Here is a 24497-nt window from a genome sequence, read left to right as displayed (position 1 = left end):
CCTTCAAGGCAGCACAACCGCGCCTTCAGGGTGGTGAGCATGCAGCGATTCGTTCACTTCACGCTCAAACAACGGGTGGTCATCAACCTGCTCTTTGTCCTGCTTATCGTCATCGGCGCGTTTGCCCTGCTCAGGGTGCCTGTCGACCGTTACCCGAATATCCATTTCGGCAAAATGACCATCAACACCTATTTTCCCGGCGGGTCACCAGAGGAGGTGGAGACCTTGGTCACCCAGGAAATTGAGGATGCGCTCCAGGGGCTGGAGGGCATTGATTATGTTCGTTCTGCCAGTTACCGTGAACGATCCCATATCGTTATCAAGTTTATCGATGACAGTGATTACAGAAACCGTTTTGACAATGTGCGGATCAGGGTCCTCTCCATGATCAACGACCTGCCAGCGCTTGCCGAACCGCCGGAATTCAATTTTCTGGATGTGGGTGACTGGTTCCCTGCCATCAGTGTCAACATCTCGGGCCGCCACACCAATGCCACCCTTGCCCTGGTTGCTGAAGAAATAAAAATCCCTTTGGAGAACCTGCCCGGAGTGAGTGAGGTCAAACTTCAGGGGGAATATACCCGGGAGTTCCACCTCCTCCTGGACCCAAACAAGCTTGCCCGATACGGTCTGACTTTTCCGGCGGTCGCCGAGGCTCTTCGGCTACGAAATATCAGTGTCCCTGCCGGCCACGTCCTGACCACCGGGGGAGAATTCACCCTGCGGGTGGACGAACAGCTGACTACCAGAAGCGAGGTGCTGGAAACCATTATCCGCACCGATGCCGACGGGTCCTTTATCCGAATGGCGGATATAGCCAGCGACGCCCTCCTGACCTACCGTGAACCGCTGATCATGGCTTCCATCAACGGTGAGGACTGCGTCACTCTCCAGGTGCAGAAAAAGGAAAAGGGCAACACCCTGCGCATTGCCGACCTGGTGAGAAAAAAGATCGAAGAACTGCAGCCGCTGTACGGTGCAGAGGGAATCACCCTGACAGTGACCCAGGACTCCAGCATTCGCATCAAAGATTCCATGCGGGTGCTTGGGACCAACCTGCTGTTGGGCACAGTACTGGTCTGCGGTATCATCTGGGTATTCATGGGGGTTCGCAATGCCGCACTCACCACCATTGGCATCCCTTTCGCCTTCCTGGTCACCCTTATCTTCATGGCTGTTACCGGCAACTCCATAAACGAAGTGTCTCTTTTTGCCTTTGTGCTGGTTTCCGGTATCATTGTGGATGACGCTATTGTTGTGGTGGAAAACATCTACCGTCACATCCAGGCGGGCCGCGGCCCAACCGAGGCCATTGTCACCGGAACAGCCGAAGTTTTCCTGCCAGTGGTCTCCGCTACACTGACAACAGTGGCAGCGTTCCTCCCAATGCTCCTGATGACCGGCATGGTCGGCGATTTTTTCTCCATCATCCCTATCACCATCGTCTTTTCCTTGATTGCCTCCCTGCTGGAATGCCTGGTCATTCTCCCCTGCCACTATCTGGAATTCGGTCACCGTACCGCTACGGGCAACCGACCGGCCGACAGGCCACATCCGATGCCCTGGCAGGAGGAGGACGGCAGAATAATGCGGGCCACCCGTTCTTTCCTCAATGCTCTTATTCGGCTCGCTCTCCGTTTTCGTCTCACAACCCAGTGGTTGCTGCTGATGAGTTTTGCGGCAGCAATTCTGCTCTTTATCCTCTCCTTTCAGGGACGAACCAACCTGATTCGCATCCAGTTCTTCCCCGACAACTACTCCCTTTACTACATCGAGCTTTTCGGTCCGCCAGGGACATCCATCTACCAGACCCATGACCTGGTTAAAACCATTGCCGCCAAGATCCATAGCGGTGGTGCGCAGACTGCAGAGTCCGCCCTTGGTTTTGCGGGTTACTACATTGATGAAGATTTCACCCCCCATTATGGTGCGACCTTAGGGCATGTCGCGGTGACCCTCCCGCCAACGGGAAAACGGCACTTTGCCGATTACCCTGAAAATGATGTGATAGACCACCTGGGACAGGTGCGCACCATGCTCGACCCCCTTGTTCCGGCCAATTTCAGAATGATGGTACGGCCGGAAAAGGACGGGCCACCGGTCGGCAAGGATATAACCATCCGCGTCCTTGGGACTAACAGCGAAAACGTAGCCCGGCTGGCAGAACGGGTGAACCGTTATCTTCTGGAGACCGACGACATCTCCCCCTGGCTCACCGACCTGAGCGATGACCAGGGCAGCAACAACCGCCTTTTCCGCATACGGGTGCTGCCCGAGCGGGCAGCAGAACTGGGGCTTGATCACACCCGGATAGCGCGCCTGGCGGCTTCGGTGGTCAACGGAGAATTCATTGGCACCATGCAACTGCCGGACGAACAGATCGACCTGATCATCAAGGTGGCTCAACCGGCAACAATGCGGCTTACCGATATGCTCAACACCCCGATCATCGAGTTACCCCAGGGGACAGTGAAACTGGGAGATATCTGCAGTGTTGAATACGCATTTGAACCAGGCATTCTCAACCATTTTCAAAACCAGCGCTCCATCACCCTGACGGCCAATATCACTCCAGCCGCCCCTGTTTCCCCGGCATCGGTGGTCAACTCGGTGGACAGGTTCCATGACAGCGTGCGCCAGAACTATCCGGGCGCCACCCTCAGCTTTGCCGGCGAATACGAATCCACGAGAAAATCCTTTCTCTCGCTCTCTTCGGCCTTTGTCCTTGCAACCCTTCTCATGTACCTTATCCTCACCGCCCAGTTCAAATCCTACCTCCAGCCGTTGATCATCATCTCGGCCGTGGTCTTTGCCCTGACCGGCGTCATTTTCGGCACCTTTCTCTCCCGAACCCTGTTTACCATTAACAGTTTTGTTGCGGTTATCGGTGTCGCCGGGGTAGTTGTCAATGACGCCCTGGTACTGGTAGCTTTTCTCAACGCCTCTGCCAGAGATGGACTTGCCCGACGAGAGGCATTGCTCCTGGCGACCAATACCAGGCTGCGGCCGATTCTGCTCACCACGCTGACCACGACCCTCGGCCTGCTGCCCATGGCCCTCGGCATTCCCGAGTATTCCAATGTGTGGGGCAGCATGGCCATGACCTTTGTCACTGGCCTCTGTACGGCGACCCTGTTGACCATTGTTTTTGTCCCAGTGCAATGGGACCTGCTGGCTGATCTTCGCCACCGCACCCTGCGGCGAAAAAAAGCGGCAGCCCATCCCCGCAAATAGCGCAGAGCGAGGACAAGAAAAAAACCGTTAGCATTTAGATCGCAGGTGCTCTATACAGAGGGAGACGTGTAAGAGGTGACGGACCATTGGCCCGTCAAATTACCCACTGCTGTTCGGACAATCACCGGAGGAATGCACCATGGCAGAAGTAAAATTGGATCAGGATGAATGTATTGGCTGCGAGGCGTGTGTTGAAACCTGCCCCTCGGTTTTCGGCTTCAATGATGATGAGGCCAAGGCATACGTCATAGATGGCGCCAATGCCGATGAAGAATGCGTGGACGAGGCCATTGCCTCGTGCCCTGTGGAGTGTATTACCAAGGAGTAGCCAGCTCCTGGTCGATCCCGACCTTCTGTCGGGACGACCGCCTACCCTTTGATGGAACGGATGTATTCTGCCACGGAAAATTTCCGGCGGCACCCGTTTTCATTCATGTAGCGAATTTTACCAAACACCTTTCGTTCCGGCCAGGCCCGGTCATGCACTCCCCCGATGGACCAGGCAATGCCGGCATATCCGTTGGGATCTCGGCCGTCCAGTGAATACCTGTCATTGAGCAGGATGGCAAAGGCAAGCGCCTCCTCGGGTTCACGAGTCCACTCAAGTATTTTTTTAGCCCAGTACATCCGCAGGTATCCATGCAGTTTCCCGCTATCCACCAGATCCTGCTGGCAGCAGTTCCACAACTCTTCGTGGGTTGCTCCGTTTTCCAGCTCTTCCAGCGAATAGGTATATGCACGCCGATCTGCCCGGTGGGCATTGAGCGTTTTCTGCGCCCACTCGGGAAACCCGTCAAACTGGTCATAGTTCGGCTGATAATAGCAAAAGTTATCAGCCAGTTCCCGGCGTACGACCAGTTCTTCAAGAAAGGCTGCCCGATCATCAGCACCCACCGAAGCTTCCCGCACCATCCACGCCACCCGCTGGGGAGCGAGGTGGCCGAAATGAAAATAGGGCGACAGCCCTGACTGTGCCTGCTGGCAGGGATCGTTGCGTTGCTCTGCATAGTGCCGGATCCGCTGGCTGACAAAGCTTTGGGCAGCGATGACGCCGGCGTCCTCGCCCGGGGTGATCCAGTCAACCTCGCTCACCCCGCCATCGGTAACCCAACGGATAAGCTCATCATATTCTTCCATCGGTCTATCGGCATCCGGTCCAACGGGGTGACGCCTGAGCGAAGGGATATCGGTCAGGTAATCATCAAGCAGTCGATTGATTTTCGGGCGCAGGGTATACGCTGCATACTCTCTTTTTTCCGATACCGTCCACGCCGGAACAATATTATGGGCATCCACTTCCACCAGGGGCATGGCCAATTGCTCGGCAAGCCTGCTCTTCCATTGCTGCTTGATCCGGAGCGGATCGAAATCGGTAACAACCGTATGGGCATCAATCTCTCTTAAACGACGAGGGAGCATCTCCACCGGGTCACCACACAGGAGAGTAAAGCCGATATTCAGCCCTGCCAACCGTTGTTGCAGTGCTGCCATCGGTTTGAGCATAAAACTATAATGCCGCCTGTTGGCGCCCGGATAGTTGGCAAGAAGACAAAAAACAACCTCCAGGGGCTTTTTATGGAGGATGGCCTCCTGCTGGGCATAGAGCAAAGCCCAGTTATCCTCGCTCCGCTGATCCCTGGACATCCAATAGACCACCGGTCCCTCTCCGTTGTCGCCGTCAGCTATCAGGCGACTCCGCCGATCGATATCCTTATTTCTCCTGTCCATTGGTCACCTCTTCATCCGTCATCCCGAGTTCGCCCTCTTTTCGATCCAATTCTCGCCGTACCGCAACACCCAGCTTTTCCATGGTATACGGCTTACTGACATAGCCGACCACTCCGAGAGCACGTAATTTCTCCCGCCGGTCAGCACCTGAGTAGCCGCTGACCACAATCGCTCGCTGTCCCGGATTGGCAGCGGCAACGCTCTGGTAGGTAGCCAATCCATCCATCCCACCGGGCATGACCATATCCAGTATCAGCAGGCCAACCGATTGCCTGTCCAGCACTTTCAGCGCCTCTTCACCGCTTGCCGCCGTCAATACCGTATACCCCAGTTTACTCAGCATATCGCGGCCGATCTCTCGTTGTTGAGCTACATCATCCACCAACAAAACGGTTTCCGTCCCTCTGTAGTGGTCCAGGGCAATGGCGTGCTGTTGACCGGCAGGTAGCTCCCTGGTAGAGGGCAGGTAGAGAGCAATGGTGGTTCCCACCCCTACCTCGCTCTGTATATCAAGGTAACCATTATGATCCTTTATCGTTGCCCAGATGACGGTCATTCCCAGTCCTGTCCCGCTCATCTGCATTACCTTTCGGGAATAAAAAGGCTCAAAGATTCGCGGCAGATCCTCAGTTGGGATACCGGTACCCGCATCGGCAAAGGTCAGGCAGACATACTCGCCTTCCGGAATTCTCTCATATCCTTCATAAGGCAACTCCAGGTAGGCGTTGCGGGTAGATATGTGCATACTGCCGCCATCGGGCATAGCCTCCAGGCCATTATGGAGGACGTTCATCACTACCTTGGACAGGTGCACCGGTGCCCCACAGACATGCAACAGCTTTTCCTGCAAATCGGTTGTCACCTTAACCGCAGGATGTGCAGCCTGGAGTTGTCTCCACTCTGGGGATTCAAGGTACTCATGAATAATATCGTTGACCTGCACCACCTCCTTCACCTGTACATTTCTCCGGGCAAGAGTCAGCAAATCTTGAACAATGGCAGCGGCTTTCTTCCCGGACCGCTGTATCAAGGCAATCTTCTCATGCAAAGGATCGTCTTGAGGAATCTCCAGCAGCAACAGCTCCGGATAACTGACTAGTCCTCCCAGAATATTGTTCAGGTCATGAGCCACACCGGAAGCAAGACTGCCGACAACCTCCATGCGCTGCGCCTCCAAAAGCTGCTTTTGCAGTCGTTTTCGTTCGGTAATGTCCCGGACAATTCCTTGGGTGCCCTGAAAACGACGGTCGCCGCCTGCCTCATCCTGATAAACACCCGAAGCCGATACGCTAAAGTAACGCCACTGCGCTTCCTCTCCCGGCATGGTCAGGAGCAGGCGTACTTCCATATCCAGGGTTGCACGGGCCCCTGTTCGCCGCTCATTGAGTCTGTATTGAGCTTTTTCCATGTCTTCGGGAACGACCAACTCGAAAATGGACCGACCGAGCAGTGACTGAGGATCACTGCAATAGGCGGAAATGGAGGGGCTGAGAAAAGTAAGTCGGCCCTGCGCATCAAGGCGAAAAATAATATCTGGGACGGTCTCGAGGATGGATTGCAATTCCCGTTCACGCTCGATCAGCTCCTGATGGGCATACTCTCGCTCAGATTGCGCCTGCGCATGGGCAAAGCGATACCTGAGCACGGCGAGCAGACCGGCAAGGCAGAGCAAGGTGAACGAGGGAAGCAAGGGGGAAAAGAGCAGCCCGCTGGCCTGAAAGACCCACCCGGCGGCAAACCAGCATAGGCCGGCGCCGGCTATGCAAACTATTCCGGCGGCAAGAATCGGCAGAAAGAGCATGGACAGCACTGCCGCCATACTCAAGAGGAAGGTTCCTGCTGCCTCATAGAGGGGAAATGCTGCTGTTCGAAGAGGGTGTCGCTTTGCAAGCAGAGATTCCAGAAAACGCTGTTGAATGAACAATGGTGAATAATAGGTGGCAAACGGGGTAGTGAAAACCTGGGACAGTCCCGATGCCGAGATCCCGACAAGCACGATCTTGCCAGCAAGCTGGCCTGGATCAATGCGTCCTTCTAAAATATCTGCTGCGGAATAAACTGCCCCCTGCTGCCGTGATGGGCGGCCAAGGCGATAATTTCCATGCGTGTCGACAGGGACGCTGATTTTTCCCACTTCCAGTTGATAATAACCTCCAGAACGACTGTGGAGCTGCACCTCCTCCACCTGCCACACCTGTTGGAGCATGGCAAGCAGCAGCGAGGGGTAGAATGCCTCCCCAAAGGATATGACCAGCGGAAGCCTCCGCAAGATACCGTCTTCGTCCGGGGAGCCGTTGAGAAAACCGGACGAGGAGGCTGTCTGTGCAAAGGGTGGATGATTGCAGACAATACCGCGGGCGCGGTAAAATTTGGTTGCTGCTGGCGCTGACACCGTGCCGTCGATTGTCAGGGCAACAGACCGTAGAGTACACTGCTCAGCGCTCGGTGCATTTTCTGCAAAGGTAAATTCATTGCCCAACACGAAGGGTCCGCCAGCAAGAGCCGAAGCAAGACAAGTGTCACCATCTCTGCAATGGTCGTCTCTCCTCCGGGTTGCCGAAACAACATGGCCTTTCTCCTCTGGCTCGGAAAAAACCATATCTATTCCAACCACTGCCGCACCGCTATCACTCAGGTGCTGCAACAGGTCGCCGACCAGCGCCCTCGACCATGGCCACTGACCATATTTCTGCAGGCTCCTGTCATCGATCTCTACCGCCACGACAGTGTTCGCTCCTGCTTCGGGCTCAACGCGGTCCTGTGTTAAATCGGTTGACTTCAGGGTGAGAAAATGAACAAACGGGGGGGCAAGGAAATACAGAAGAATAAAGGTTGCGCTCAACGCTCCAGCGGCAATAAACAGCAAACGCCGCAATGCTCGTCTTTTCGGTGGCGAAAATTCAACGGATCCATCAATCGCTTGGTGTTGATTGTACAGTTTATACGAATGGCTGCTCACAATCCCCCCGGCTGTCCATGGCTACCGCACCACTACCTCGACCCGCCTGTTTCTCCGCTCGGGGACATTATCCGCCGTCAGCACGAGTGGATTATTTTCGCCATGGGAAGTGACGGTGATAGAATCGGCGGCCACCCCTCCGTTCAGCAACAGTTGCTTAACCGCTTTTGCCCTGCGATTGGAAAGATTGAGATTATAGGTGGCATCACCGGCGGTATCGGTATGCCCCACAACTGCAATGGATTGCGATTCTTTGGCCTTTACAGAAGCAAAGATTTCCGGCACCACCTTCTTGGACTGCAACGTCAGCTCGATTGATTCAATGGAAAAATAGAGGATAAAATGTTCGGGTGGTTCTGGAAGCGAATCAAGCACCGTGCCATAATCCCGTTCAATTTCCTGTTCTGATACAATAACTGGCGCTGCGGGATGTTTGGCCCCCTTTACCTTCGTTCCTTCACGAGTGCGAGTCATTTCCACTTTGCCGGTCTCGGTTCCAACAATAACCTTGCCCACCTTGCCATCAGGGTCCGGCAGGAGAACCACCGTTGTCTGCTTGGCGCAGCCTGCCACCATCGCAAGACAGAGCAGCATTGCTCCCATACCTCGCTTGCTCCAGCCCATCACATCAGTCATACCTTCCTCCTGTACGTCCTCAATCCACCTTGACCAGCAACTTGGTTCCACGGACGCCCAAGGTGGCATTGGGGGTTCGCAATTCGACCTTTTCCGGTGCTAATTTTACAATCTGTCCGGAAATGAGAGAAAAAGTTCCACGCACCATTCGAGCAATAAACGAGAGTTCCTGCTCAAGCGGGTTAAACTGAAACTCTTCAATGGTCAACTCCGTGTTGGCTCCCAGAGAAAGGACAGTATCATCCTCAAAAATCAACCCAACACTGCTGCTCTTCCCGGTTTTCACCCTGTCCCCCTGGAAGAACAGCATATTTGGAACTGCAGCCACTTCCTTCTTTTCAAGGCTATTGGTTATCGTGACTATTCCAGAAACATTTTTCACCAGACCGGCAAGGCCCTCCCCGGCATGGCTGCTGGATGCGCCGGTAGTCCATATGAGCAGTAACACAAAAAAATACCGCATATTCCGCCTCCAAAAAAAATTACATGTAATAGTCACACCTTATCATAGTCTTACAAGAAAGAGCAAACAAAGATGCCCCGATCGGCCTGTCCCCACCTGCGACAGCCTGTCCTCCGTCAAACACGGATGACCTCATAATGGGGCGAGGGTGCTGTAAGGCGTGGTAACTGTCTGTCATTCTTTTTCCTTTTAACTGTGCATATGTTCTTTTTCCTTGACCCGAAAGCCACGCAAAACTATAGGTTGGCTCATCGTGTTTACGGTAACTTCTTATCTTTTACCTAGGAGACCACATGTATAGGTGTAATCGTTTCTTTACCTCTCTTCTTGTCCTGTCAGCGGTGATGCTGCTTTCTTCTGCTGCTCTGGCGGCTGATAAGGAGAAACTCATTATTTTTCATGCCGGCAGCCTGACCGTGCCGTTTCAACAAATTGAACAGCAGTTTGAAGCACAGCATCCGAATATTGATGTGCTCCGCGAATTCGGCGGCAGCACAAAAATGGCTCGCATGATTTCCGAGTTGGGCAAGCCAGCCGATATTATGGCATCGGCAGATTATGTGGTTATTGACAAAAATTTAATCCCTCGCTTTGCCGAGGTCAACATCCGCTTTGCCACCAACCAGATGGTCCTTTGCTATACCCCGCAGAGCAAGTATGCTGAAGAAATCAACAGCTCCAACTGGTATGAGATCCTCAAAAGAAAAGACGTCGTCTGGGGGCATTCTGATCCCAATCTTGATCCATGCGGCTATCGAAGCCTGATGGTGCTCCAACTGGCAGAAAAAAAGTATCAACAGCCTGGTCTCTATCAAACCCTCCTCGACCAGAGAAAAAAAGAGTGGGTCCGACCGAAATCGGTGGAACTCATCTCCCTGCTCCAGTCCGGCAATATGGATTATGCCTGGGAATACCTCTCTGTGGCTGTCCAGCACGGACTTCAGTACGTAACTCTTGACGATGAGATCAACCTCAGCGATTACAGCCACAACGATTTCTACACACAAGCTACGGTCGAAGTCAGCGGGAAAAAGCCCGGAACAACCATCGAGCGTAAAGGAAAATCCATAACCTACGGCATAACCCTGTTGAAGGATGCCCAAAATCCGAAAGCTGCTGAACTGTTCCTCAGCTACCTCCTCGACCCCAATGGCGGCCTCAAGATTCTGGAATCCATGGGCCAGCCTCCATTCGTACCCGCCCGCGTCACCTCCTCGGAAATGAAGGAGCACTTGCCCTCTTCACTGCAGGCACTGGTAGAAGTGAAACAATAACTCGGCTCCCCTCAACACCCATTCTTGCCCCTCACCAGCCTCACCCCTGCCGGACGGCCCACTCGTCCGGCAGGGGTATACCTGACTGTGAAAAACATCTATCCTCCCAACCTCTTCACCTGTCTCTGCCTGGCGGCAGGTATCATGGTGCTTGGTTTTATTCTCCTGCCCCTGGGGCAAATGGTTTCCCAACCGACGATCAGCGACCTTGGCGAGGCGATTACCGACAGCGAGGTACGCTCTTCGATCCTCCTTTCGCTTAGTTGTTCCTCTGCAGCAGCTGCCATCTCTTTTTTCCTAGGTACGCCCCTGGCGTATCTGCTTGCCCGTAACAGTTTCCGGGGAAAAAGGCTGGTTGAATCCATCATCGACCTGCCGATCATGATTCCACATCCGGTTATCGGCATCGCCCTCCTCAGCCTTGCCGGAAGAAACCATTGGCTGGGGGCGATGATGCAGGATATGGGCATCCGGCTCCTGGGAACCACTACCGGTATCATCACTGTTCTCACCTTTGTTGCCCTGCCTTTTTACATCAATACTGCCAAATCAGGGTTCCAGGCGGTTCCCCGTCGCCTGGAACAGGTGGCCAGAAGCCTGGGAGCCGGGCAACGGGCAACTTTTTTCCGCATCACTTTTCCCCTTACCTGGCGCCACATGATCACCGGTTTTATCATGAGTATGGCCCGGGCGATCAGTGAGTTCGGGGCGGTCGTCATCGTGGCCTACCACCCTATGATTGCTCCGGTACTGATGTATGAGCGGTTCACCGCGTATGGGTTGAAATATTCACAACCAGTGGCAGTCTGGCTGATCCTCATCTGCCTGGTACTCTTTCTCATGCTCAGGATCGTCTCTGCACCAATCGGGGAGAAAAGGTGATTCGACTGGATCAACTCAGTTACCGCTTTCGGCACTTTGCCCTGGGACCGATTACCCTCCACATCAAACCAAGGGAATTTTATACCCTGCTCGGTCCGACAGGGTCTGGAAAAACCATCATTCTTGAGTCCATTGCCGGTCTGCAACATCCGCACACCGGTTCCATTTACCTCTCTGGGAGGGAGGTCACCAAAGTCCCCCCGGAAAAAAGGCATGTGGGTATTGTCTACCAGGACCAAGCCCTTTTCCCCCACCTGAATGTCCGAGAGAACATCACCTTTGGCCTTCGCTATCACCAGGGTGGCATTGGTAATCAGCGTACCCTGCTGGAAAACGTAATCGAAACCCTGGAGTTGGAGACTCACCTGGAAAAACGACCCAGCACCCTGTCAGGCGGAGAAAAACAACGGGTCGCTTTGGCGCGGGCACTTGCCATCCAGCCTCAGCTGTTACTGCTCGATGAACCTTTATCAGCAATAGACCCTTGTTTTCGCAGCGAGATACAACAACTCCTTAAGCAGTTGCACCAAACCGTTGCCACCACCTTTCTCATGGTCACCCATGATTTTCATGAAGCTGTCTTTCTGGCCGACACCGTAGGCATCCTTCATCAGGGGATCCTGGAACAGAGCGGCACGGTAGAGGAGGTCTTCCATCATCCACGCACCCATGCCGTGGCGGAATTTGTAGGGATGAAAAATCTCTTTACTCCTACCTGGAACGGATCATCGTGTTCGTTTGCAGGGATCACCTTCCACCCCGAGCCACCGTGCAATGGAGGATCCATCGGCCTCCGTCCGGAAGATATTCTTGTGGACACAACTCCCAGTTTTCCTGCCGGTTTCTTGGTGTGCAGGGGCACGCTGGCCAACATCCACCTCCAAGGTGTTGGATGTGAAATGACCATTTGCCGAAATGGCCTGACCTTTATTGCCCACGGCCACAAAGGCCTCCTCCGTCAGCAGGGACTGGTTACTGGCGCGCAGGTTTACCTGGGATTTGCTCGGGAATCGGTTCATTTTTTTCCTGCTCAGCCGCATCCCGACTGACCCGGCAACAGTCATTACTCCAACACCACGCACAAAAAACCAGGTTCCCCTGCACCATCACCTGTTCTGTTGCCGGGTCAATGGCTATGCCGCACGCAGCGCAAGCGCTCATCCCGTCCTTCTCCATTGATTGCTCTCCCTTTGTCCTCTGTTTTTTTCACCCGCACCTATAAAAGCGTATGCCCCTTCCTTTCGCTTTGATAGTTACAGCTATCAATAAACAGTTTTTATACTCCCATTGCTGCATGGCTTTTCCTGATTAACTTTTACAGCAACGAAAGAGAAAAAACCGCATCTACTTTTGACATACGGAGGACGAAATGAGCGATCTGAATAAAGAATATCAGAATATGAGCACCAACGGCGGCGGCTACGAATCCATGGTTTGGATCAGAGATAAGGACGGCAAGGAATACGCCTGTTATCTCAAAGACATCAAGAATATCAAAACCAAAGAAGACCTCACTGAAGAGGAAAAAGCACAGTGCATGGACGTCAATCAGCTTGTCGGTACCGAACGGTGGTAACAGCCCTTGGCACCCTCACGATAACTCACAACAAGAAAAATACACTTTGAAGGTGAATGACATGACCGATCTGAATAAAGAATACCAGAATATGAGCACCAGCGGCGGCGGCTACGAATCCATGGTCTGGATCAGAGACAAGGACGGCAAGGAATACGCCTGCTATCTCAAAGACATCAAGAATATCAAAACCAAAGAAGACCTCACTGAAGAGGAAAAAGCACAGTGCATGGACGTTAGTCAGCTTGTCGGTACCGAACGGTGGTAGTCTAAAGTATCTGCACCCCAAAGGAGGCTGCGAATATTCCGCAGCCAGTAATGGCCTGACATCTCTACGCTCGCGCAGAGATGTCAGGCCATTTACGCGCGGGGCATACCGCATCAGCCAAGACCGCCCGACAATTTTTTGCCTTGTCGATACGTTGTTAACCAGGTAAACAATACCCAGTGTTTCTGGGTAGAAAGTTACTCCTCTCCCTGCTTGAGCCCGGGCTTTTCTCCCATCCATCATCGATGAGGTTGACCATGTTTATCGATTTACTGCGCAAAAGAAGAAGTATACGCCGGTTCCAGGAAAAACCGGTCAGCCGTGAAGACGTCGACCTGCTGCTGGAGGCGGCCTTACGTTCCCCATCTTCCAAGGGAATCTGTCCATGGGAATTTATTGTCGTGCAGGACAAACAGCGGCTGGAACAACTTGCCGCAGCCAAACCCCATGGGGCGTCTTTCCTGAAAAACGCTCCATTGGCCATCGTCGTCTGTGCTGACAGCGCAAAATCCGATGTATGGGTGGAAGATGCCTCCATCGCCGCTCTCATTCTCCACCTGGCTGCCGCAGATATGGGTCTTGGTTCGTGCTGGGTGCAGGTCAGGCTTCGTGCGCACAATGCGCAACAGTCCTCCCAGCAATATCTCGGCAACGTGCTTGGCTTACCGCAAAATATCATGGTGGAAGCGATTATCGGTATCGGTCATCCTATGGAGGAAAAAACGGGCCATACTCAGGAAACCCTTCTTCACAATCAGGTGAGCTACGAACAGTTTGATCGCCGGTCGTAGGCCCGCCGCTTCCCAGGTCTATTAGAGATGGAATCACTGATCGAAAAAAACACTCATCGTCTAGCCATGGTGGCTAAGCTGCGAGAAGCGCTTCCCCAGGCCATGGAGCACGAGTCGGCCAAGTGGGAATCCATTTACCAAAACGGTGCCCTGAGCACCAAGACCAAGCGGCTGATGGCCCTGGCCATTGGCCTGCGTGCAGGCTGTGAAAACTGTATTATCGCCCAAACCTTGCACGCCCTTGACGCCGGGGCGACGACGGAAGAAATCATGGAGACCATCAGCGTCAACATGGCCATGAGCGGCACCACCGGTATTGGAGAAGGACTGAAAGTGATACAGCTGCTCGATGAACTGGAGCAGTGAATCGCCCCGCTTGCTCCGGCAATACCGGGCAGCCCTCAGTGTCTGTCGACCTTTGCCTCACACCAGCGGCCGGAGCAGGTGAGCACAAAACGTTTTTTGAGAAACTCCCGGCTTTCCCTCACCGAGGGACGCCTCAGCCAAGCCAGTAATCGACTCTTCAAACCACCTATGCATCGGCATTTTTCCATTGTTGCCGCCAGCTCAGGAAGGCTCGTGTTCAACATCGACGACCGAAATGTCCCCCTGCAGACCGCATCCCTTGCCCTGATCAATCCCGAGACCCTGCGCAGCGCTAATCCTCAGCCGCAAACTGGTGCAGCAGCGAGTGGATATCGCCGGAACTGCGTATGCCTGCGGCATCTTATGACCAAAGTCACTTCCACCGACCTTTCAAGGCTATGACAACGGTCACTCCCAGTGTGTATCTGCAAAATTTACTCCCTCGCCCCACTCTTCCCATCTGCACTGCAGGTAAACCATGCTGACCGCTCTCTTTCCCTTCCTTGATTGGTTCCGCGGCTACACTACCCAAAATCTGAAAGCGGACGCCACAGCCGGCCTCACTGTTGCTCTGGTCCTCATTCCGCAAAGCATGGCCTACGCCCAGCTCGCCGGTCTCCCCGTCTATTATGGACTCTATGCCTCGTTTCTGCCGCCGATTGTAGCGGCGTTATTTGGTTCCAGCCGACAACTGGCCACCGGTCCCGTCGCCGTGGTCTCGCTTATGACCGCGGCGTCCCTTGAACCGCTTGCAACTGCAGGAAGTGAGAGTTATGTAGCCTATGCCGTCCTCCTGTCATTGATGATTGGTCTCTTCCAACTCCTGCTGGGAATGCTGCGCCTGGGCCTGGTGATCAACTTTCTTTCCCACCCTGTCATCATCGGCTTTACCAACGCAGCAGCCCTGATCATCGCCTCGTCGCAACTCTCAAAATTTTTCGGAGTAACGGTGGACTCGGCCCCCCACCATTATGAAACCCTACTGCGTGTAGTGACTGCAGCCATGCACTACACGCACCTGCCGACCTTGGGAATCGGACTAGCGGCCTTTCTTGGGATGTTCCTGTTGCAAAAATTTTCTCCACGGCTCCCCACAGTGCTGCTGGTCGTGGCCGCCTCTACTCTTTTCTCCGCACTTATCGGATTTGAGCAAAACCAACCGATACCAATTGAGGCAATCCGCTCCCGGCAGGCCAAGGACCTCCTCTGGAGCTATACGATTCAGTCGAGGCTCCATGCGAAATTAATCGAACAACGATCAGAGCTGGGGCAACGCGTGGCCAACGTTGACCAAGGGACCAAGGAATGGATCACCCTCCTTCAGCGGATCGATACCCTCTCCCATAACATCCGGGTGGCTGCCAAGCATGCGGACAGCCACCGCAACATGGCACGGGAGCTGCTTTTTTGGCGGGTCCCGGCTGGGGACGCTGCCGGTTTTTACCTGCGCGACACCCTGGCTTCAGGGCTGTTGACCGATGGCCGCACCTGGCGTCTCCAGCTGCCATCCCAACCCAAGGATACCGAGCATGTGGTGATGATCGGCGGCGGCAGCGTTATCGGTACCATTCCCCAAGGGCTCCCAGCTTTCCATTTCCCGGTTCTTGAACTGCAGACCATCAAGCAGTTAATGTCCTATGCGGTCATCATTGCCGTGATCGGCTTTATGGAAGCCATATCCATCGCTAAAGCCATGGCTGCGAAGACAGGCGACCGTCTCAATCCGAACAGGGAGCTGATCGGTCAGGGCCTGGGAAACATTATCGGCTCCCTGGGGCAGAGCTACCCAACCTCGGGTTCTTTTTCCCGGTCGGCTGTCAATCTGCAGGCCGGTGCTGTCAGCGGTCTCTCGTCGGTGCTCACCGGACTCACCGTCGTGCTGGTCCTGTTTTTTTTCACCCCACTGCTCTATCATCTTCCCCAATGCGTGCTCGCAGCGATCATCATGCTGGCGGTCCTTAAGCTGATCAACCTCCGAGGGATCATCCACTGCTGGCGGGCGCAATGGTATGACGGGGCTATAGTCCTCATCACCTTTGCGGCCACCCTTTTTTTTGCCCCTCATCTGGACAAGGGCATTCTCATCGGGGCAAGCCTGTCCATTCTTATTTTTTTATATCGGAGCATGCGCCCTCAGGTTGCCTCGCTTTCCCGAGGAGAGGACCAGTATCTGCACGGTGCTCTTGCTCACGGACTGCAGGAGTGCAAATATATTGATGTCATCCGGTTCGAGGGCCCCCTGTTTTTTGCCAGCGCCGGCTACCTGGAAGATAAGGTGCTCGATAACATGGAAAGCAAACCGGGACTTAACCACATCATTATCGAATCCTCTGGCATCAGCCTCATCGACGCTTCGGGGGTCGAGGCATTGGAATTGATTGTTGACCGGGTGCGCCGGGCGGGAATCGCCATCTCGTTCAGCGGGGTCCATCGTTCAATGATCGACGTGCTGATCCGTACCGGGATGATCAAAAAAATCGGCATACAGCACTTTTACCCCACCATGGAAAAAGCCCTCAACGCGGTCTACGCTGATGCCCATAAAGACCATGATGATGCGGTATTCGACTGTCCTCTTAAACGAGTCATCTATTCCGCACCGGAACAGTCGGGCGACAAGAGTTCCGGTAGCTACGATATTGCCGCGATTTGGAAATTCGGCGGGGTCAAGTAGGTCGACGCCATCCGTTATCGTTCAAGCCATTCATTCAGGCGCCGCAGACGGGCAGGAGGAACGGTTTTCGACGACCGCAACCAGTCCAGGTGGCGATAATACAGCCCTTCGTAGCGTTGCTTTTGACTGGGATTTTCACTCTGCTGGACAAGCCAGGCATAGGTAAAGGCAAGATAAAAATGGCTATAGGCGTTGGCCGCATCCAGTGCAAGCGCCTGTTCAAAGGCAACAGCAGCTTCGGCATAGCGCTTTTGCAGATAGAAAAGATAGCCGGTGAAATTCGCCAGGAATGGGTCGTCCCCTCCTTTTGCCCGTGCAGCGCGCAGTGCGGTCAGGGCGCTGTCATACTGATAAAAACCGTTCACATGGGCAATGGCCAGGTAGCGGTAGGGCTCAGGAGCCTCCGGCCGCAGCTGTTGCGCTTGATTAAGGTACTTGATCGCCTTTCGGCTCATAGAGGTCAAGGCATAGAGCCGGCCAAGCTCAAGCAGGGTGGCATACTCACTGACGTCGGTCGCAGCCTTGGCTTCCAAGGCAAGGACAGAAGCGGCGATCACGGAATCATCCGCATGGTTGTACCGCTCCTCTGCGGCGAGCGGGATATCCTGTCCATAAAAACGGTATGCATCCCACAGCAGCAGCATATAGGGGTGATCACTGAATTCCACACCCCAGGTTGGCGACGGTCCCATACGGATAAACCGTTTTTGCCGCACCAGGTCAAACTGCCACCCGGTTTCGGTCCGGCAAAAAAGAAACGGTGCATTATCCCACCCCTCTTTTTTACCGAAATAAATCACCCCATAGTCACCCTGCTTCAGGACCTGATATGGTCGCTTATGATAGGTACGGTACTGTTGAGCCAAGCGTTCGACGGGCATGGTCGAAAAATCTCGATAGGCCAGACGTCCTGTCGGCAAAAACACCTGTAGAGAAGGATCTCGCTCCTTCTCTTTCCAGCGCCGAAGGAGGCTCTGCCATGCCTCTTCGACGGTTGCGCCGGCTGGATAGCGCGGATTAACCTCCTCTGCAGGCAGAGAAGGCTTCTCCGTTGATTCCATCAGAGCGACTCGCGCACCGGCGCCTTGGGAAAGATAGCGGGCATCCCGTTTACCAATGGCATCATCGATATCGATTTCCGCCTGGAGCAGCTGAGCCCTCGCTTCAAGTTCCTCCATCACCGCGATCAGGCCGATCTCCAGTTCTTCTGCAACAAACCTGCTCCGCAACTGCCTTCGCTCCACGCTCCCTGTAAACTGATCGGTATAGATGCCCTCCAGCTCAAAGCTGACTTCCAGCTTGACCTCCTTTGCATCATCCACCAACAGCAGCAACACGCCACCACCGGCAGTGTCTCTGCCAATACCCCATTGACTGAACAACGTTGCCGCTGCTTCGTTGACCGTGTATCGCCCCTGGAGAGAGGGAAGCACAACCACCAGCATCTCTATATGGTGCCGACCGCGGAAATCGCGCAAAGAACGGGTAAAGGATTCCTCCAGATCAGTCAATAGCCCTGCCTGGTCGAATACCAGGCGCTGGGTATCCGGCCGATGAGCGAGCATTGCCTCAAGGTCATCTTCCTGCCCAGGCGAGCACCCCCAGACCGCCACCAGGAGGAGGAGGGGTGCCATTACTCTCCATATACGACGGCCAATCGCCCGATGGCCTCGCTTTTGCCTAATAAGACCGTTTTCCCCCGGTGTGTCAATTGTATCCAAGACGCCCCTGGTTGCTCTGGCTATCATGGCAAAAAATAGGAGGCTGCCATGGATTTTTTTTGATTGCTGCAGTTCATTTTTTCGCCCTGCTGAGCCATGACGCGAATTTTCTCATCATGCAGACATCCCGCCCCATGCCGCTTCGCTTATGCCGTTTGTGTGGGTATTGCCGTGGCCAATGTTCTTTATCTGACCATTGCCGTACTCGGCTTGGAGGCGGTGCATGATCTTCCTTTGCTGATGGCGCTGCTCCGGTAAGGCGCCGCTTGAAGAAAAAAGTCTAACCACCGTCAAGAGGACGCCGACAAATGCGCCATAAAGAAAAAAATGGTGACTGTGAAAGGAACGCAAAAAAACTACCCACAGTTCGTCACCTATTTTTTCCGGAGCTGCAACAGTCCGACGATAATCAGAATCAACGGCCACCACTCTCGGAGAATGGCCTTGACCTGTCCCATGGGCAAAAAATCAAGATTGGAGAGGAGAAAAAAGGTCCCAATGACGATAAGCAGGATTGGAATAATTTGTGATCCCATAGTTTCTCCTTACCCTTCAATCGGTGACCAGGCACTGACTGAGCTTTTCATATGTTGTTTTATTCTTAAAAGGGTACACCTGCACGCGTTGGCACCACCCAGAAGCGCACAGCCACCCTCCTGAAAATCTGCTGTGGTGGCAGTGTATCGATTACGCGAAATAAACGCATCCAGAGGGGTCACTATACACCGACTCCGCTGCCCAATGATTGGCAATGGAATAAACCGGCGATCTTCACGGAAAAGACGTCTGCTGCGAATCGACATTATCGATTGTCGTCGGAACTGAAACTGGAACTCCCCGGCAGCAGGCGGACCCGCTTCACCTCGTATACGGAGACAACGAAAAGCGAGGCAAACGGTGTGGTAATCAACGATCCCAGCCCAGTGGAACTGCCCAGCGAGGTCAGGACCAGATAGACCGCGACCACAGCCACATGCTCACTCACCGGCTGCTGAATCGCCATCCGGTAACTTTCCTGGAGGGCAGCAACAAGACCGAGTTTCTGATCAGTCATCAGGGGTAACAGATACATGCAAAAAAAAGCGAGAGCAACAATAATTGCCAGGCCGGGAAGCACCAGCATGGCTAAGCCAAAAAAGACAGCGATCCCGATCAGCAGAGTAAATCCCAGCAACGGAAGAAACAGGTGGAGTTGACCAAAAAGGTCTTTTACCTGCGGCTTCCTTCCCTCTCTCATTGCCAGCAGAAGAGACTGCATATACCCGGCAGTCAAAACCGGTGCAAGCACTCCGAAGCTCAGGATGCACCCTCCAAGCAACACAATAGTAGAGATCAACATTCCTGGCAGAAATGCAGTAAAGGTCTTCCAGGAACGCTCAAAATGTAGTTGAAAATCCATCGTTTCTCCTTTATTTCCGTGTCAAGAGGGAACCAATCAACCTGTCTGCCGGAACGAACCTACACACCGTCGCCGCTAAACAGGTGCTGGGCAAGCCCCTGAACAGTACCTACCGGTACACAACGTATTTCAGTCTTTTCCCACCCCTCAGCCTGACGAAGGCTCGACTCTGGCAAAATGAAGGTGGTAAACCCAAGCCGTTCGGCCTCGCGCAAACGCATTTCCATCTGTCCCACTGCCCGAATTTCGCCAGCAAGCCCCACCTCTCCGCATACTACGGTTCCCGGGTCCACGTTCCTCTCAAAAAGACTGGACAGCAGCGCCACCACCATCCCAAGATCCAGGGCAGGTTCATCAATCCGGATTCCACCGGCGACATTGAGAAAAATATCGTGATCGAAAAGGGTTACCCCTAATTTTTTTTCCAGCACAGCCGTCAACAGCGCCAGACGCTGGGGATCTGCGCCAATGGCGGTTCGGCGAGCATTGCCGGGGCTCGATCGGGTCACCAGCGCCTGCACTTCGACCAAGATTGGGCGCGTGCCCTCGATGCTGGGCATAACTACCGATCCGGGAACGTTGACAGGACGCTCAGCAAGCAGCAAAGCTGACGGGTTGGCCACTTCGGCCAGCCCATCCTCCTTCATCTCAAACACGCCTATTTCATTGGTCGAGCCGAACCTGTTCTTGACCGTGCGTACAATACGAAAGACCTGTCCACGGTCACCCTCAAAATATAACACCGTGTCCACCATGTGTTCCAGCACCCTCGGGCCAGCAATCGCTCCATCCTTGGTCACATGGCCAACAAGGAGAATCGGCAGGTTCTGTCCTTTGGCCAGAGCGAGAAGACGAGCTGTTGATTCCCGCACCTGGGTAACAGAACCAGGTGCGGAGCCGACCTCCTCAGTGTACATGGTCTGGATGGAATCGACCGCCAGCAGCACCGGCTGCATCTCCCCGGCCATCCCAATAATGGATTCAACGCAACTCTCGGTGCTGAGAAAGATATCAGGGGCATTAAGCTGTAGCCGCCGTGCCCGCATCCGTATCTGCTGAGCTGACTCCTCACCGGTTACATAAAGTACCTTGCGGTCTCTACCACTGAGCGCAGCTAAAACCTGAAGGATAAGGGTGGATTTTCCAATCCCCGGATCACCGCCCAGTAAAATCAACGATCCCGGAACAATGCCCCCGCCGAGGACCCGATCCATCTCCCGTATGGAGGTGATCAGACGCGATTCATCTTTTTCCTCGATCCCGTGCAGCGATTCCGGCATTGGCGCCGGCTTGGCAAACGAGCCAATAGGTGCCTGCTGTTCATTCATCGTGTCCCAGGCCGAACATTCGGGGCACTGCCCGAGCCATTTTCTGCTCGAATAGCCGCACTGGGAGCAACGAAAGAGTGTCTGTTGTTTTTTCTTTGCCTTCATTCACTCTGTCGCGGCTTCAGCATCCCGCGTCGTGGGTGTGGTGAGAAAAATTTCATCGTAGAGCTTACGGTATTTGCCAATGCTGCTCTCGTCCAGCCACCGCTCGTAGGCGCTCCTGTAACGGGCTGTTGGCCGCTGACGCACAAGCACCTCATTAATGGCCTGAATTGTCCGTTTGCCCCATTCGGTTTTAGAGCAGGCCACATAGGTCAGCATGGCTTCGTGATCCTGCAGGTTTTCTTCGACAGTGAGGGTCATAATCTGGTCACGGATCCCGAAGGTTTCTGCAAGATACATCGCCTCCTCCGGTAATCCGGGCAAGGCATCTATACGCCCGGCGAGCAGCATCTTAAACAGGTTCAGTGATAACTCCGCCCCCTCATAGGAAAAAATATTCTCCTCTGTGCCGTATCTGTCAAGAATTGCATCAAACACAACCCCGTAAGATCGTTTCTTCGACCGGCCGATAATGAATGTATTGTCAGCAAGCACATCCTGCAGTCGAACAACCTTCTGGCCGCCAAAAGCACTGAACCGCTCTTTTTTTATGATCAACACCGGAGGAAGGGTAAAAACGCTGGGAATGGAAAAATAGGTGAATTCCAGGCGCTCAGGTGTTTTATACATGGCCAGGCTGCAGGCAGGTTCACCCTGTCGCCACTGGTGATAATGCCTGGAAATAGTGGCCGGCATACTTACATGCTCATACTGCGGCAGATTTTCCTTGAGGATATCGGTAATAAGATCCTCATACCCCTGCCCTTTGAGCGGTCCGTCATGGATAAAAAACGGCGGAGCATCCGCCTCCATCCAATAGAGCTTCTCCTTTGCCATGGAAATCTCCGGCACCTGCAACAGGATGCTGCCTACCACCACCAATAACCACTGCATTCCACGATTCATATTTCCCCTGCCTCTCCTTGCCTTGATCCAGCATCAGTAACGTTGTCGCCGTGGACCTGCACCGTCTTTGAACGCTCACTGATTCTGGTTTATACCATTTTTTGCGTTTCAGACATCATGTTCATGGAAACAGGACCGACCTGACCATCGTTCCCAACTGCACCAGGGTATACGGTTTTGCCAAAAAACCTCCCGCCCCACACTGCAGACTTAGCTGTACATCTTCATCCTCTGCATACCCACTGACGATAATCGCTTTTTGTCCGGGATGCATCCTGACGACCTCCTCATAGGTTTGCCGGCCGTTTAACTGTCCTGGCTCCATCAACATATCCACCAGCATCACGTCCGCTCGATGTTCAGACAGGTAAGCTATCGCCTCTTCTCCCGATGAAACGGCTACGCTCGCATACCCCAACGTATGGAGCAGAGTGGTGGCTATTTCCCTCTGCCTGGGGTCATCATCCACCACCAGCACCTGTTCCCCATCCCCACGCAGCATGTGCACCATGTTGTCAGGGGCATTTTCCGTAATCGGCTTTGCGGCATGGGGAAAGTAGAGGGTAAAGGTTGTGCCCTCTGCGGTGCTGTTTACCTGAACCGCGCCTTCATGGTCACAAACGATATTCCACACCACAGTCAACCCTAAACCGGTTCCGCTCCTGCCCATGGACTTTTTGGTAAAAAACGGTTCGAAAATCTGCCCTATTTCCTCTTGCGCTATCCCGAGACCGGTATCGCTCACTGACAGAGTTACATAGGAACCGCCATGCTGCAGCCCCAGCTTTTCAGCTTCCTGCGGATTCACCTGCAAATTGCCGGTGCGTATACTAACGCTCCCGCTGCCGTTGATCGCTTCCGCCCCATTGGTTACGAGGTTCATCAGGCATTTGCGGATATGTATCGGTGAACAGGCAATATTGCCCAATGCAGAATCGAGCCGGGTAGAAATAGAAACCGCCGGATGCCTGGTATGCAGCTCCATGAAATCCGGAGACTGAAGGTAGTCCTCGACCAGAGAATTGACCAATACGACCTCTTTTTCCACAACCACTCCCCGAGCCACTGTCAGCAGATCAGCGACAACTTCGCTTGCATCAAGCCCAGCGGTACGAATACGTTCCAATGGCTTACGCAGCGAACTGTCCTGCGGCAGATCCAAGAGCAGCAGCTCTGGATAAGTCACTATGCCTGAAAGAATGTTGTTGAGATCATGGGCAACCCCCCCTGCCATCAAACCGATGGTCTTCATCTTCTGGTCCTTACGGAGTTGTTGCTCCATCCGGTGTCTTTCAGTAATATCAATGCCAACCACCCGGGCACCGGCAACCAGCCCGTTTTCTACAATAGCCGAAGCACACAGCAACAGCGGAAAAGACTTTCCATCCGCGCCCCTGGCCGTATACTCCTTGAGGCTGGTGTCACCGGACTTGAGAGCCTGCACGAAATGGGCGCCACCCTCCTCCTCTTTGCGCTGAACCGCATCAAAAAGGTTGGACCGATTCCCTGCGCCGACAGCCAGACCGAACCGCTCCTTGGCCTCCCGATTGGCATAGGTAATCGTTCCTGATGTATCGGTTTCCACAATCATTTCCGGCAACAGGTTGACCAGGTCATGAAAACGGCGTTCACTCTTGCGTAAATTGCGGGTGCGCTCTTCCACGATCCTCTCCAGGACCTTTCTTCTCCGGGCAAGAGAATAGATCACCATCGCGACAAGCAACAGCAGCAGATGGAGAGAAAACAGGTTGAGCAATGGATAGACTACCCGGACGTACTGGGTACCGTATAATGTCCCTATCTCCATGCCGCGATACACAATGCCAGACTCCAACCTCCTTTCACCGATCAGGCCCAACCGATGCAGTGCCCCGGATACTCCCCGAAGCGGGGGAGAAACCAGGTGAAGGAAAGCCTCGTCCCCGGGAATGGAGATCGTCAGTTCACGAAAGTGTTGTGTTCTTAATGCCAACTGGAGGTAGGCACCGGCACCGTCCGGGTTCAATGCCCAGACATCATCGGCGATAAAGGCGGTGTGATTGTGAAAATCCCGTACGGCCTCTTTTTTTGCTCTGTGCACATATACAGTCGAAGTCAGACCGTACAGCAGTACAAAAAGGAGTACCATGACCAGGTGGTGATGGTTGAAGTGAAAACCTGTGGTCATAATGGTGTGGTCCGACAAATCGA

22 protein-coding genes are annotated in these 24497 nt (G+C 53.8%); 12 read left to right on the top strand and 10 right to left on the bottom strand.

Going from position 1 to position 24497, the window contains the following annotated elements:
- Positions 1–39: 39 nt before the first annotated feature.
- Together ACZ52Z_RS16290 and ACZ52Z_RS16285 are read left to right on the top strand one after the other, a co-directional pair.
- Entirely contained in the window at positions 40–3234 is a 3195-nt protein-coding gene (locus ACZ52Z_RS16290; protein ID WP_464267828.1) for an efflux RND transporter permease subunit, read from the top strand.
- Between the two features lie 139 nt (positions 3235–3373).
- Positions 3374–3562, top strand: a complete 189-nt coding sequence (locus ACZ52Z_RS16285) for a ferredoxin (protein ID WP_464267827.1) — start codon at positions 3374–3376, stop codon at positions 3560–3562.
- Between the two features lie 41 nt (positions 3563–3603).
- Here the strand turns inward: ACZ52Z_RS16285 and ACZ52Z_RS16280 are convergent, their stop codons facing one another.
- Genes ACZ52Z_RS16280 through ACZ52Z_RS16265 form a run of 4 tightly spaced genes read right to left on the bottom strand, consistent with a single transcriptional unit; the run spans position 3604 to position 9020 of the window.
- Positions 3604–4962 (bottom strand): deoxyribodipyrimidine photo-lyase, encoded by a 1359-nt coding sequence (locus ACZ52Z_RS16280; protein WP_464267826.1) that lies wholly within the window; start codon positions 4960–4962, stop codon positions 3604–3606.
- Positions 4946–7921, bottom strand: coding sequence for a CHASE2 domain-containing protein (locus ACZ52Z_RS16275; RefSeq protein WP_464267825.1), 2976 nt, complete (start codon positions 7919–7921; stop codon positions 4946–4948). The genes ACZ52Z_RS16280 and ACZ52Z_RS16275 overlap by 17 nt, the downstream gene beginning before the upstream one ends.
- A 21-nt stretch (positions 7922–7942) precedes the next feature.
- Complete coding sequence (locus ACZ52Z_RS16270; protein WP_464267824.1) at positions 7943–8557, bottom strand: OmpA family protein; 615 nt, start codon at positions 8555–8557, stop codon at positions 7943–7945.
- Between the two features lie 19 nt (positions 8558–8576).
- Positions 8577–9020: a FecR family protein gene (locus ACZ52Z_RS16265; protein ID WP_464267823.1), complete on the bottom strand. Its 444-nt coding sequence runs from the start codon at positions 9018–9020 to the stop codon at positions 8577–8579.
- 293 nt (positions 9021–9313) lie between these two features.
- On the opposite strand from ACZ52Z_RS16265, the gene wtpA reads away from it, so the two are divergent.
- The 9 genes from wtpA to ACZ52Z_RS16220 all read left to right on the top strand — a co-directional run bounded on the left by wtpA (position 9314) and on the right by ACZ52Z_RS16220 (position 16851).
- Entirely contained in the window at positions 9314–10294 is a 981-nt protein-coding gene (wtpA, locus tag ACZ52Z_RS16260) for a tungstate ABC transporter substrate-binding protein WtpA (protein WP_464267822.1), read from the top strand.
- A gap of 144 nt (positions 10295–10438) precedes the next feature.
- The gene (locus ACZ52Z_RS16255; protein WP_464270811.1) at positions 10439–11176 is read left to right on the top strand and encodes an ABC transporter permease; all 738 of its coding nucleotides are present in this window, start codon (positions 10439–10441) and stop codon (positions 11174–11176) included.
- Positions 11173–12225: an ABC transporter ATP-binding protein gene (locus ACZ52Z_RS16250; RefSeq protein WP_464267821.1), complete on the top strand. Its 1053-nt coding sequence runs from the start codon at positions 11173–11175 to the stop codon at positions 12223–12225. The genes ACZ52Z_RS16255 and ACZ52Z_RS16250 overlap by 4 nt, the downstream gene beginning before the upstream one ends.
- Positions 12226–12545: 320 nt before the next feature.
- Positions 12546–12752 carry a hypothetical protein gene (locus tag ACZ52Z_RS16245; protein WP_464267820.1) on the top strand — a complete coding sequence of 69 codons (207 nt, stop codon included), beginning with the start codon at positions 12546–12548 and terminating at the stop codon, positions 12750–12752.
- 61 nt (positions 12753–12813) lie between these two features.
- On the top strand, positions 12814–13020 hold the full coding sequence (locus tag ACZ52Z_RS16240; protein ID WP_464267819.1) for a hypothetical protein: 207 nt from the start codon (positions 12814–12816) through the stop codon (positions 13018–13020).
- Positions 13021–13277: 257 nt separating this feature from the next.
- A complete protein-coding gene (locus tag ACZ52Z_RS16235) occupies positions 13278–13811 on the top strand; it encodes a nitroreductase family protein (RefSeq protein WP_464267818.1) in 534 nt (177 codons plus the stop codon).
- A gap of 27 nt (positions 13812–13838) precedes the next feature.
- A complete protein-coding gene (locus tag ACZ52Z_RS16230) occupies positions 13839–14177 on the top strand; it encodes a carboxymuconolactone decarboxylase family protein (protein ID WP_464267817.1) in 339 nt (112 codons plus the stop codon).
- A 78-nt stretch (positions 14178–14255) separates the two neighbouring features.
- The gene (locus ACZ52Z_RS16225) at positions 14256–14579 is read left to right on the top strand and encodes an AraC family ligand binding domain-containing protein (protein WP_464267816.1); all 324 of its coding nucleotides are present in this window, start codon (positions 14256–14258) and stop codon (positions 14577–14579) included.
- A 76-nt stretch (positions 14580–14655) separates the two neighbouring features.
- A complete protein-coding gene (locus ACZ52Z_RS16220) occupies positions 14656–16851 on the top strand; it encodes a SulP family inorganic anion transporter (RefSeq protein WP_464267815.1) in 2196 nt (731 codons plus the stop codon).
- A 14-nt stretch (positions 16852–16865) separates the two neighbouring features.
- Here the strand turns inward: ACZ52Z_RS16220 and ACZ52Z_RS16215 are convergent, their stop codons facing one another.
- On the bottom strand, positions 16866–18485 hold the full coding sequence (locus tag ACZ52Z_RS16215; protein ID WP_464267814.1) for a TPM domain-containing protein: 1620 nt from the start codon (positions 18483–18485) through the stop codon (positions 16866–16868).
- Between the two features lie 183 nt (positions 18486–18668).
- On the opposite strand from ACZ52Z_RS16215, the gene ACZ52Z_RS16210 reads away from it, so the two are divergent.
- A complete protein-coding gene (locus ACZ52Z_RS16210) occupies positions 18669–18830 on the top strand; it encodes a hypothetical protein (RefSeq protein ID WP_464267813.1) in 162 nt (53 codons plus the stop codon).
- A 116-nt stretch (positions 18831–18946) separates the two neighbouring features.
- Here the strand turns inward: ACZ52Z_RS16210 and ACZ52Z_RS16205 are convergent, their stop codons facing one another.
- The 5 genes from ACZ52Z_RS16205 to ACZ52Z_RS16185 all read right to left on the bottom strand — a co-directional run bounded on the left by ACZ52Z_RS16205 (position 18947) and on the right by ACZ52Z_RS16185 (position 24474).
- A complete protein-coding gene (locus ACZ52Z_RS16205; RefSeq protein ID WP_464267812.1) occupies positions 18947–19108 on the bottom strand; it encodes a LiaI-LiaF-like domain-containing protein in 162 nt (53 codons plus the stop codon).
- Between the two features lie 266 nt (positions 19109–19374).
- Positions 19375–19971 (bottom strand): hypothetical protein, encoded by a 597-nt coding sequence (locus ACZ52Z_RS16200; protein WP_464267811.1) that lies wholly within the window; start codon positions 19969–19971, stop codon positions 19375–19377.
- A gap of 59 nt (positions 19972–20030) precedes the next feature.
- The gene (gene radA, locus ACZ52Z_RS16195; RefSeq protein ID WP_464267810.1) at positions 20031–21404 is read right to left on the bottom strand and encodes a DNA repair protein RadA; all 1374 of its coding nucleotides are present in this window, start codon (positions 21402–21404) and stop codon (positions 20031–20033) included.
- Positions 21405–22307: a TIGR02285 family protein gene (locus ACZ52Z_RS16190; RefSeq protein WP_464267809.1), complete on the bottom strand. Its 903-nt coding sequence runs from the start codon at positions 22305–22307 to the stop codon at positions 21405–21407.
- Positions 22308–22428: 121 nt separating this feature from the next.
- A complete protein-coding gene (locus ACZ52Z_RS16185; protein WP_464267808.1) occupies positions 22429–24474 on the bottom strand; it encodes a hybrid sensor histidine kinase/response regulator in 2046 nt (681 codons plus the stop codon).
- Positions 24475–24497 lie beyond the last annotated feature (23 nt).

The sequence above is a fragment of the Desulfogranum aggregans genome (assembly GCF_055398265.1).
Note: the sequence above shows the minus strand (reverse complement) of the source record. Positions and strands in the feature narration are given on the sequence as shown.

Excerpts from the sequence above, each read along its gene's own strand:
- ACZ52Z_RS16290 (WP_464267828.1), top strand. The coding sequence starts at position 40 with ATGCAGCGATTCGTTCACTTCACGCTCAAACAACGGGTGGTCATCAAC.
- ACZ52Z_RS16285 (WP_464267827.1), top strand. The coding sequence starts at position 3,374 with ATGGCAGAAGTAAAATTGGATCAGGATGAATGTATTGGCTGCGAGGCG.
- ACZ52Z_RS16280 (WP_464267826.1), bottom strand. The coding sequence starts at position 4,962 with ATGGACAGGAGAAATAAGGATATCGATCGGCGGAGTCGCCTGATAGCT.
- ACZ52Z_RS16270 (WP_464267824.1), bottom strand. The coding sequence starts at position 8,557 with ATGACTGATGTGATGGGCTGGAGCAAGCGAGGTATGGGAGCAATGCTG.
- ACZ52Z_RS16265 (WP_464267823.1), bottom strand. The coding sequence starts at position 9,020 with ATGCGGTATTTTTTTGTGTTACTGCTCATATGGACTACCGGCGCATCC.
- wtpA (WP_464267822.1), top strand. The coding sequence starts at position 9,314 with ATGTATAGGTGTAATCGTTTCTTTACCTCTCTTCTTGTCCTGTCAGCG.
- ACZ52Z_RS16255 (WP_464270811.1), top strand. The coding sequence starts at position 10,439 with ATGGTGCTTGGTTTTATTCTCCTGCCCCTGGGGCAAATGGTTTCCCAA.
- ACZ52Z_RS16245 (WP_464267820.1), top strand. The coding sequence starts at position 12,546 with ATGAGCGATCTGAATAAAGAATATCAGAATATGAGCACCAACGGCGGC.
- ACZ52Z_RS16240 (WP_464267819.1), top strand. The coding sequence starts at position 12,814 with ATGACCGATCTGAATAAAGAATACCAGAATATGAGCACCAGCGGCGGC.
- ACZ52Z_RS16235 (WP_464267818.1), top strand. The coding sequence starts at position 13,278 with ATGTTTATCGATTTACTGCGCAAAAGAAGAAGTATACGCCGGTTCCAG.
- ACZ52Z_RS16230 (WP_464267817.1), top strand. The coding sequence starts at position 13,839 with ATGGAATCACTGATCGAAAAAAACACTCATCGTCTAGCCATGGTGGCT.
- ACZ52Z_RS16220 (WP_464267815.1), top strand. The coding sequence starts at position 14,656 with ATGCTGACCGCTCTCTTTCCCTTCCTTGATTGGTTCCGCGGCTACACT.
- ACZ52Z_RS16215 (WP_464267814.1), bottom strand. The coding sequence starts at position 18,485 with ATGGCACCCCTCCTCCTCCTGGTGGCGGTCTGGGGGTGCTCGCCTGGG.
- ACZ52Z_RS16210 (WP_464267813.1), top strand. The coding sequence starts at position 18,669 with ATGACGCGAATTTTCTCATCATGCAGACATCCCGCCCCATGCCGCTTC.
- ACZ52Z_RS16205 (WP_464267812.1), bottom strand. The coding sequence starts at position 19,108 with ATGGGATCACAAATTATTCCAATCCTGCTTATCGTCATTGGGACCTTT.
- ACZ52Z_RS16200 (WP_464267811.1), bottom strand. The coding sequence starts at position 19,971 with ATGGATTTTCAACTACATTTTGAGCGTTCCTGGAAGACCTTTACTGCA.
- radA (WP_464267810.1), bottom strand. The coding sequence starts at position 21,404 with ATGAAGGCAAAGAAAAAACAACAGACACTCTTTCGTTGCTCCCAGTGC.
- ACZ52Z_RS16190 (WP_464267809.1), bottom strand. The coding sequence starts at position 22,307 with ATGAATCGTGGAATGCAGTGGTTATTGGTGGTGGTAGGCAGCATCCTG.
- ACZ52Z_RS16185 (WP_464267808.1), bottom strand. The coding sequence starts at position 24,474 with ATGACCACAGGTTTTCACTTCAACCATCACCACCTGGTCATGGTACTC.